The sequence below is a fragment of the Methylobacterium sp. M6A4_1b genome, from assembly GCF_053345175.1.
The window spans coordinates 1-9,607 of the sequence record NZ_JBKEZQ010000054.1; the positions used below are offsets into that span (position 1 = coordinate 1).

2 protein-coding genes are annotated in these 9,607 nt (G+C 76.4%); both read right to left on the bottom strand.

From position 1 onward, the window contains the following. The coding region (locus ACLBWX_RS22585) for an amino acid adenylation domain-containing protein (protein WP_447679180.1) at positions 1 to 3,150 on the bottom strand (3,150 nt) is incomplete at its 3' end. Further along, positions 3,151 to 9,546: an amino acid adenylation domain-containing protein gene (locus ACLBWX_RS22590; RefSeq protein WP_447679181.1), complete on the bottom strand. Its 6,396-nt coding sequence runs from the start codon at positions 9,544 to 9,546 to the stop codon at positions 3,151 to 3,153. Between the last annotated feature and the right edge of the window lie 61 nt (positions 9,547 to 9,607).

The following is a 9,607-nucleotide window of genomic DNA, read 5'->3' on the forward strand; positions in this document are numbered from 1 at the left end:
GAAGAAGTTCTGGTCTGGGGTGATGGTTTGCAGGCCGAGGGCCTCGGCCCAGATGCGGGCGACCGTGGCCTCGGTCTCGTTCAGGGGGCGGGCCGGCGCCGCCTCGGCGGGGCCGTCGGCGGGCGCCGGCAGGGCCGCCCGGTCGAGCTTGCCCCCCGGCGTCAGCGGCAAGGCCGCCAGCATCACGATGCGGGCCGGCACCAGGTAGTCCGGCAGCCGCCGCGCCAGGGCCGCCCGCACGGCCCCCTCCTCCGGCGCCGCGCCGGGGGCCGCCACCACGTAGCCGACCAGGCGCGGACCGGCCGGCCCGTCCCGCAGGGCGGCGGCGGCGCCCGCCACGGTCTCCTGGGCGAGCAGGGCCGCCTCGACCTCGCCGAGTTCGATCCGGAAGCCGCGCAGCTTCACCTGCGCGTCCGCCCGCCCGAGATACGCCACCGTCCCGTCCGCCCGCCAGCGGGCGAGGTCGCCCGTGCGGTAGAGCCGTGCCCCGGGCGCTCCGTAGGGGTCGGGCAGGAAGCGGGCCGCCGTCTGTCCGGGCTGGCCGAGATAGCCCCGCGCCAGGCAGGCGCCGGCGAGGTAGAGCTCGCCCGTCACGCCCACCGGCACCGGCTCCAGGGCCGGGTCCAGGACGAGGGCGCGCCGCGGGCCGACCGCCCGGCCGATCGGCGCGTAGGCGTCCTCCACGCCGGCCTGCCCGTTCGTCTTCCAGGCCAGGGGCGAGATGACCGTCTCGGTGGGGCCGTAGCCGTTGACAAGGAAGCGCGGGCGCAAGGCCCGTGCGATGAGCCCGAAGCTCTCGCGCGAGAGGGCCTCGCCGCCGAAGGCGTAGGAGCGCGGGCTCGGGGGCGGACCGGCGGCGGCCTCGATCGCCAGGGCGTGCATGTAGGCGGTGGGGAAGCCCGCATGGCTGACGCGGTGGCGCTCCATGGCGTCGAGGGCTTCGCGCGGGGTCCAGAGGCCGTCGGGTTTGAGGACGAGGCAGGCGCCGAAGGCGAGGGGCACCATCCAGCGCTCGTGGGCGCCGTCGAAGCTCATGGAGAGGACGTGGAGTTCGCGGGTGTGGGGTCCGGTCTCGTAGAGGGCGCCGGTGGCGCGGACATGGGCGGCCAGCGGGCCGTGGGCGACGGCGACGCCCTTGGGCCGGCCGGAGGAGCCGGAGGTGTGGATCACGTAGGCGATCTGGTCGGGGTGGAGGGGCACGTCGGGTGCGCCGGCGGGCGGGCTCGCGGGGTCGCGGGTATTTCGGTCGCGGGCGTCACGATGGAGGGCGTCGAGGTCGAGGGTTTCGGGCAGGCCCGGGACGGGGGCGAGGCGGGCGAGGGTGTCGGCGTCGCCGAGGACGAGGCGGGGTTCGGCGTCGGCCAGGAGGGCGGCGATCCGGGCGGGGGGCAGGCCGGGATCGAGGGGCAGGAAGGCGCCGCCGGCGCGCAGGACGGCGAGGAAGGCGGCGATCTGGCGGGCGGAGCGCGGCAGGGCGACGGCGACGATCGTCTCGGCCCGGACGCCGCGCCGGACGAGGGCGTGGGCGAGGCGGTCGGCGTCGGCGTCGAGGGCGGCGAAGGCGGTGGTGGTGTCGCCGCAGATCACGGCGGGGGCGTCGGGGCGTGCGGCGGCGGCCCGCGCGATCAGGCCGGGCAGGAGGTCGTCGGCCAGGGGCAGCGGTCCCGGATAGGGCGCCGACAGGGCCAGGCGGGTCTGTTCGGTGACGAGCGGCAGCAGGTCCACCCGCCGCGCCGGCTCCGCCACCACGGCCCCCAGAAGACGCAGGAAACCGTCGCGGATCCGCTCCAGGGTCTCCTGCTGGAACAGGTCGCGGGCATAGCCGAAGGTTCCGGAGAGGCCGCCCTCGGCGGTCTCCACGGTCTCCAGCACCAGGTCGAACTGGATGCTGCCGGTCTCGCGGCCGAACGGCGCCACGGTGAGGTCGCCGACCGCGAACCGGTCCGGGCCCGCGACGCGATGGCTGTGCATCACCTGGACCAGGGGGGTGTGGCTGACGCTGCGCCGGGTCTGCAGGGCCTCCACCAGCCGCTCGAAGGGCAGGTCCGCCTGCCCCTGCGCCTCCAGCATGGCGTCGCGCACGCGCTCGACGAAGCTCCGGACGCTCGCGGCCGGATCGACGGTCAGGCGGAGCGCCAGGGTGTTCACGAACAGTCCGACCACGTGCTCGGTCTCGGGCCTGCCGCGATTGGCGATCGGCACGCCGATGCGCAGGTCCGCCTCGCCGGTGATCCGGCGCAGAAGCAGGGCGAAGGCGGCGAGGAGCGCCATGGCGGGGGTGGCGCCGGCCGCCCGCGCCAGGTCGCGCAGACCCTGTGCGACGCCCGACTCCACCGTGAAGCCCACGGCCGCCCCACGAAAACTCTGGATCGCGGGCCTGGGCCGGTCGAGGGGCAGCGGCAGCACCGGGTCGCCGGCGCCGAGGCGGGTGCGCCAGCCCGCGAGCTGCCGGTCGAGCTCGCCTGCCTCCAGCCAATCGCGCTGCCAGCGGGCATAATCCGCGTAGGCGACGGGCAGGGGCGGCAGGGCGGCCGAGGCGCCGGCCGCGTAGAGCCCCATCAGGTCGGTGAGCAGGATCTCCACCGAGCGGCCATCGGCGACGAGGTGGTGCAGGGTGAGGAGGAGGACGTGCCGGTCCGGGCCGCAGCGGACCAGCCGCGCCCGGAGGAGCGGCGGAGCGGCCAGATCGAAGGCCTCGCGCGCCTCCGCCCGCGAGAGGGCGTCGAGCCGTTCCCGCCGCGCTGCCGAAGCGAGATCCGAGAGGTCCGTCTCGCGCAGCGGGGCGGCGACTTGCGTGTGCGTCACCGCCTCGACCCGGTCTCCCGCTCCCGGCCGGAAGCCGGTGCGCAGGCTCGGATGCCGTGCGACGAGGGCGGCGAGCGCCTCGGCGAGGGCCGTTCGGTCGAGGGGGCCGTCGAGGCGAAGGCCTCCGGCGATGTGCAGGAGTGCGGCGTCGCCCCCCATGCGGCCGATCATCCAGAGCCGTTCCTGGGCATAGGAGAGCGGCGCGGCCCCCGCCTCGTCGCCGGCCACGATGGGCAGGCGCCCGAAATCGATGCCCCGGGCGGCGAGGGCGTCGAGGAAGAGCCGGCGCTTCTCGGCCGGGAGGCGGCCGAAGCGGCGGCTGAGATCGGCGGCGTGGGCGTTCACTCAGGCCTCCAGGTCGACGAGGAGATCGTCCATGGCGGCGAGGTCGGCGCGGGCGTCCGGGCCGTCGGCGCGATGCGCCTCCACCGCCCGGGCGAGACCGCGCAGGGTCTGCGCCTCGAACACCGTGCGGATCGGAACCGGGGTCGCGAGGCGCTGACCGATCCGCATCGTCACCTGGGCGGCGCTCAGGGAATGGCCCCCGAGGCCGAAGAAGTTGTCGTCGCGCGCCACCGCGGTCAGGCCCAGCACCTCGCACCAGATTTGCGCGATGGCCCGCTCCGTCTCGCCCTCCGGCGGCTCGGACGTCGCCGCGGTGCGGGCCGGCTCCGGCAGGGCTCCCGTGTCGAGCTTGCCGTTGGCGGTCAGCGGCAGGGCCGCCAGGACCACGATGCCGGCCGGCACCATGTGCGCGGGCAGGCGCAGCAGCAGGCGGGCGCGCAGGCCGGGCTCGTCCAGGTCCCCGCCCGCCGGATCCGCCGGGACCGCGTAGGCGAGGAGCCGTGGCCCGCCGGGGCCGTCGCGCAGGATCACGGCGGCATCGGCGACGTCCGGCTCGGCCCGGAGGGCCGCCGCGACCTCGCCGGTCTCGATGCGGTAGCCACGCAGCTTCACCTGCCCGTCGGCCCGGCCGAGATAGGCGAGGCCGCCGTCCGGCCGGCGCAGGGCCCGGTCGCCGCTGCGGTAGAGCCGGGCGCCGGGTGGGCCGTGGGGATCGGGCACGAAGCGCGCGGCGGTCAGGCCGGGCCGGCCGAGATAACCGCTGGCGAGGCCGGCGCCGCCCACGTGGATCTCCCCCGGCACGCCGTCCGGCACCGGATCGAGGGCGTCGTCGAGGAGGCGGAGGGTGAGGTCGTCCAGCGCCTCGCCGATGGGACTGCCCGGCGACGCGGCGTCGCCGGCCCGCAACGCCCGCACGGTGACATGCACCGTGGTCTCGGTGATGCCGTACATGTTCACGAGGCGGGGGCTCGCGTCGCCGAAGCGGGCGAACCAGGGGGCGAGCCCCCCGACGTCCAGGGCCTCGCCGCCGAACACGATCGTGCGCAGGGCGAGAGGCGGGGACGGGGTGCGGGCCAGGGCCGCCTGCATCAGCGGCCGGAAGGCGGAGGGGGTCTGGTTCAGGACCGTGACGCCCTCGCGCACGAGGAGATCGAGGAAGGCGTCCGCCGCCTGCGCGACCGCGCGGGGCACCACGACGAGGCGTCCGCCATGGCAGAGGGCGCCGAAGATCTCCCAGACCGAGAAGTCGAATCCATAGGCGTGGAACAGGGTCCAGACATCGGCCTCGCCGAAGCCGAACCGGCCCTGCGTCGTCGCGAGGAGCCGGGCGACGTTGGCGTGGGTGATCACGACGCCCTTCGGCTGCCCCGTGGAGCCCGAGGTGTAGATCACGTAGGCCGGCTGGTCGGGATGGGGCGGCCCCGGCAGGGGCACCGCGTCGGTCTCGTCCGGCAGCGGGCCGTCGAGACGGATCAGGCGAGGCGCCGGGGCGGGCAGCGCGACGTCCGGCCCGAGGGCGTCGCCCTGGACCAGGACATGCGTGGCGCCCGAATCGGCCAGCAGGAAGGCGAGCCGGTCGGCCGGGTAGCCGGGATCGAGGGGCAGGTAAGCGGCGCCACTCTTCAGGATCGCCAGCAGGCCGACCACCAGATCGAGGGAGCGCACGGCGCAGAGGCCCACCAGGGCGCCGGGCCGGACACCGGCGCGCACGAGGTGACGGGCCAGCCGCGCGGCGCGGGCGTCGAGCGCGCCGTAGCTGAGGTCCGCGCCCGCGCAGGTCACGGCGATCGCCTGGGGGCGCCTCTGCGCCTGCGCGGCGATGCGCTGGTGGATCGCCGGCTCAGCCGGGGCCGGCAGGCGGGCACCGGCCCGCGCCGTGCGCCGCTCGGCCTCCGGGACGAGGACCAGGCTCCCGAGGGGCGCATGCGCGTCCTCCGCCAGGGCCGCGAGGGTGCGGAGCATCTGCGCCGCCAACCGGTCGATGTCGGCGGAGCCGATCCGGGCGCGGTCGTGGCTCCAGGTCAGGCGCGGCGCCTCGTCGAGGAGGACCGAGAGCGTGAGGGGCACGTCCGTCGCCTCCAGGGTCGTCACCGGGCCGAAGCGCAGCCCGCCCGCGTCGCGGTCGCGGACCACGGAATCGATGGGGTAGTTCTCGACCACGAGCAGGCTGTCGAAGAGCGGCCGGCCCGGCGAGCCCGCCCAGCCCTGGATCGCCACCAGCGGCGCCAGGGCGTGGTCGCGCAGGGTCGCGGCCGCGTCCTGAAGCTCCCGCAGCCACGCGCCGGCGGGCCTCTCGGCCGGGAGGTGGATGCAGCGCGGCACCGTGTTGATGAACAGGCCGAGCACCGCATGCATCCCGCCGTCATCGGCGGGCCGGCCCGAGACGGTCACGCCGAAGGCCACCCGGGACCGGTTGGTGAAGCGCCCGAGCGTCAGGGCCCAGGCGGCCTCGAACAGGGTCGCGAGGGTCACCCGCTCGGCGCGCGCCACCGCCTGGAGGCGCGCGACCTGCGCCCGATCCAGCGGGGTGTCGACAAGTCCGTGGCCGGTCCGCCCCGTCTCGCCCGAGAAAGCGGGAGCGAGGAGGCTCGGCTCGTCGAGGGGCGCCAGGGCGTCCCGCCAATAGGCCGCGTCGCCTTCGGCATCGCCCTGCGCCAGGGCGGCGACGTGCTCCCGGAACAGGCGGTGCGGCGGGGCCACGGCCTCGCCCGCATAGCTCCGCAGCACTTCGGAGACGAGGCGGGCATTGCTCCAGCCGTCGAGGAGGAGGTGATGGCAGGTCCAGATCAGGTGGTGGGAGCCGTCCGGCAGGGCCGCCAGGAGGAGCCGCATCAGCGGAAGACGCGCGAGGTCGAAGCCCTGCGCCCGCTCGGCTTCCGCCAGGGCGGCGAGGTCCGGCGCCGCGTCGGCGCGCAGGTCCCGCCACGCGACGGGAAGCTCCGCCGACGCGTGGACCGCCTGGAGCGGCGCGCCCATCGCCTCGGTCCAGAGGAAGCCGGTGCGCAGGATCGGGTGCCGGGCGAGCGCCGCCCGCCACGCCGCCACGAAGCGCGGTGCGTCGAGGCCCGCGATGGTGACGGCGAGCTGGTTCACGTAGAGGCCCGCTCCGGGCGCGGCGAGGGCGTGGAACAGGATGCCGGCCTGGGCGGGGGCGAGCGGGTAGAGGTCGCCGACGCTGCGGTCGTCGAGGCCGAGGCGATCGAGGCCGTCCTGGTCGAGGCCGGCGAGGGGCACGTCGGACGGGGTCAGGCCATGCGCCTCCGGCGCGGAAGCCAGCGCCGTGAGTTCGTCCCGGATGCGCTCCGACAGGGCCGCGATGCTGCGCTCCGCGAAGCGCGTCTTCGCATAGGCGAGGCGCAGGGTGAGGCAGCCGCCGCGCACGAAGCTGTCGATGGTGAACTCGGCGCCGAGCGGTGATTCCGGGTCGGCCGAGAGGCGCATGTCCTCGACATCCAGGGCGAACAGGCCGCCCGCAGCGAGCCCGTCGAGGCTGCCGAGATGGTTGAAGGTCAGGGCCGGGACCGGAAGGGCGGCGAGGCGGTCGCGGATCTCGGCCGGACCCAGCTCGCGCAGGCGGCCGAACTCGTCCGCCGCGCCGGGCAGGCGGCGCAGGGCCTCCTTGACCGTCCGGACGTCGCGATCACGGTCACCCGTGAGGGCGAGGCGCACGGGAACCAGCGTGGTGAACCAGCCCACGGTGCGCTCCACCGCCAGGGCCGCATCGCGGCCGTGGCGTTCCACGGTGACGTGCAGGGCATCCCCGCCGGCCCAGGCGGCGACCGCGCGGGCGACGCCGGTGAGCACCCGTTCGTGCAGGCGCGGTCGCGTCGGCCCCCCTGCCCTGTCGAGGCCGGCGGTGGTGCCGGCGTCGAAGCTGATCCGGATCTCGCGGGCGTCGCGCTGTCGGCGGGTGCCGTCCGGATGGTCGACCGGAAGGGCACGGGAGGGCGCCGCGAGGGCGGAGATCCAGGGCGCGGGGTCGGGCGGCGGCTGCGCCCCGGCATGGTGCGCGACGGCGCGGAACGGGACGGCCGGGGCGGCGAGCGCGGCCGGGTCGCGGTACAGCGCTTCGAGGTCGGCCAGGAGAATGCGCCAGGAGACCGCGTCGACGACGAGGTGATGGGCTGTCAGCAGGAGGCGGGCCGGGCCGTCGTTGGTCACGGCGAGAACGGCCGCGTAGACCCGTCCGCGCGCCAGGTCGAGGCCCCGCTCGGCGGCGCGGAAGCAGGCCTCCGTCTCGGCCTCGTACGCGACCGCAACCTGGGCGACCGGATCGGGCAGTTGCTCGGCCGAGACGGGCGCCTGGGTCCAGGCGCCCGCGCGGTCGCGCCGGAAGGCCGTGCGCAGGGCCTCGTGACGGGCCGGAAGTCGGCGCAGCGCGTCGGCGAGGCGGTCGCCGTCGACCTCCGCCGCGAGGGTCAGGCGCAGCGACTGGTTCCAGTGGTCCGGGCGCGTCATGTCCTGGCGCAGGAACCACGCCTGGATCGGCGTGAGCGGCGCCGGCCCTTCCGGTAGGGCGGGCGCGGCCGCCTCGGTGTCGCGCATCCGGAGCGCGCGGGCCAGGGCCGCCACGGTCTGATGCTCGAAGATCTGCCGGGGCTGTGCGGCGAAGCCCGCCTCGCGGAGACGCGCCACGATCTGGAGGCTGAGGATCGAGTCCCCGCCGGCTTGGAAGAAGTTCTGGTCTGGGGTGATGGTTTGCAGGCCGAGGGCCTCGGCCCAGATGCGGGCGACCGTGGCCTCGGTCTCGTTCAGGGGGCGGGCCGGCGCCGCCTCGGCGGGGCCGTCGGCGGGCGCCGGCAGGGCCGCCCGGTCGAGCTTGCCCCCCGGCGTCAGCGGCAAGGCCGCCAGCATCACGATGCGGGCCGGCACCAGGTAGTCCGGCAGCCGCCGCGCCAGGGCCGCCCGCACGGCCCCCTCCTCCGGCGCCGCGCCGGGGGCCGCCACCACGTAGCCGACCAGGCGCGGACCGGCCGGCCCGTCCCGCAGGGCGGCGGCGGCGCCCGCCACGGTCTCCTGGGCGAGCAGGGCCGCCTCGACCTCGCCGAGTTCGATCCGGAAGCCGCGCAGCTTCACCTGCGCGTCCGCCCGCCCGAGATACGCCACCGTCCCGTCCGCCCGCCAGCGGGCGAGGTCGCCCGTGCGGTAGAGCCGTGCCCCGGGCGCTCCGTAGGGGTCGGGCAGGAAGCGGGCCGCCGTCTGTCCGGGCTGGCCGAGATAGCCCCGCGCCAGGCAGGCGCCGGCGAGGTAGAGCTCGCCCGTCACGCCCACCGGCACCGGCTCCAGGGCCGGGTCCAGGACGAGGGCGCGCCGCGGGCCGACCGCCCGGCCGATCGGCGCGTAGGCGTCCTCCACGCCGGCCTGCCCGTTCGTCTTCCAGGCCAGGGGCGAGATGACCGTCTCGGTGGGGCCGTAGCCGTTGACAAGGAAGCGCGGGCGCAAGGCCCGTGCGATGAGCCCGAAGCTCTCGCGCGAGAGGGCCTCGCCGCCGAAGGCGTAGGAGCGCGGGCTCGGGGGCGGACCGGCGGCGGCCTCGATCGCCAGGGCGTGCATGTAGGCGGTGGGGAAGCCCGCATGGCTGACGCGGTGGCGCTCCATGGCGTCGAGGGCTTCGCGCGGGGTCCAGAGGCCGTCGGGTTTGAGGACGAGGCAGGCGCCGAAGGCGAGGGGCACCATCCAGCGCTCGTGGGCGCCGTCGAAGCTCATGGAGAGGACGTGGAGTTCGCGGGTGTGGGGTCCGGTCTCGTAGAGGGCGCCGGTGGCGCGGACATGGGCGGCCAGCGGGCCGTGGGCGACGGCGACGCCCTTGGGCCGGCCGGAGGAGCCGGAGGTGTGGATCACGTAGGCGATCTGGTCGGGGTGGAGGGGCACGTCGGGTGCGCCGGCGGGCGGGCTCGCGGGGTCGCGGGTATTTCGGTCGCGGGCGTCACGATGGAGGGCGTCGAGGTCGAGGGTTTCGGGCAGGCCCGGGACGGGGGCGAGGCGGGCGAGGGTGTCGGCGTCGCCGAGGACGAGGCGGGGTTCGGCGTCGGCCAGGAGGGCGGCGATCCGGGCGGGGGGCAGGCCGGGATCGAGGGGCAGGAAGGCGCCGCCGGCGCGCAGGACGGCGAGGAAGGCGGCGATCTGGCGGGCGGAGCGCGGCAGGGCGACGGCGACGATCGTCTCGGCCCGGACGCCGCGCCGGACGAGGGCGTGGGCGAGGCGGTCGGCGTCGGCGTCGAGGGCGGCGAAGGCGGTGGTGGTGTCGCCGCAGATCACGGCGGGGGCGTCGGGGCGTGCGGCGGCGGCCCGCGCGATCAGGCCGGGCAGGAGGTCGTCGGCCAGGGGCAGCGGTCCCGGATAGGGCGCCGACAGGGCCAGGCGGGTCTGTTCGGTGACGAGCGGCAGCAGGTCCACCCGCCGCGCCGGCTCCGCCACCACGGCCCCCAGAAGACGCAGGAAACCGTCGCGGATCCGC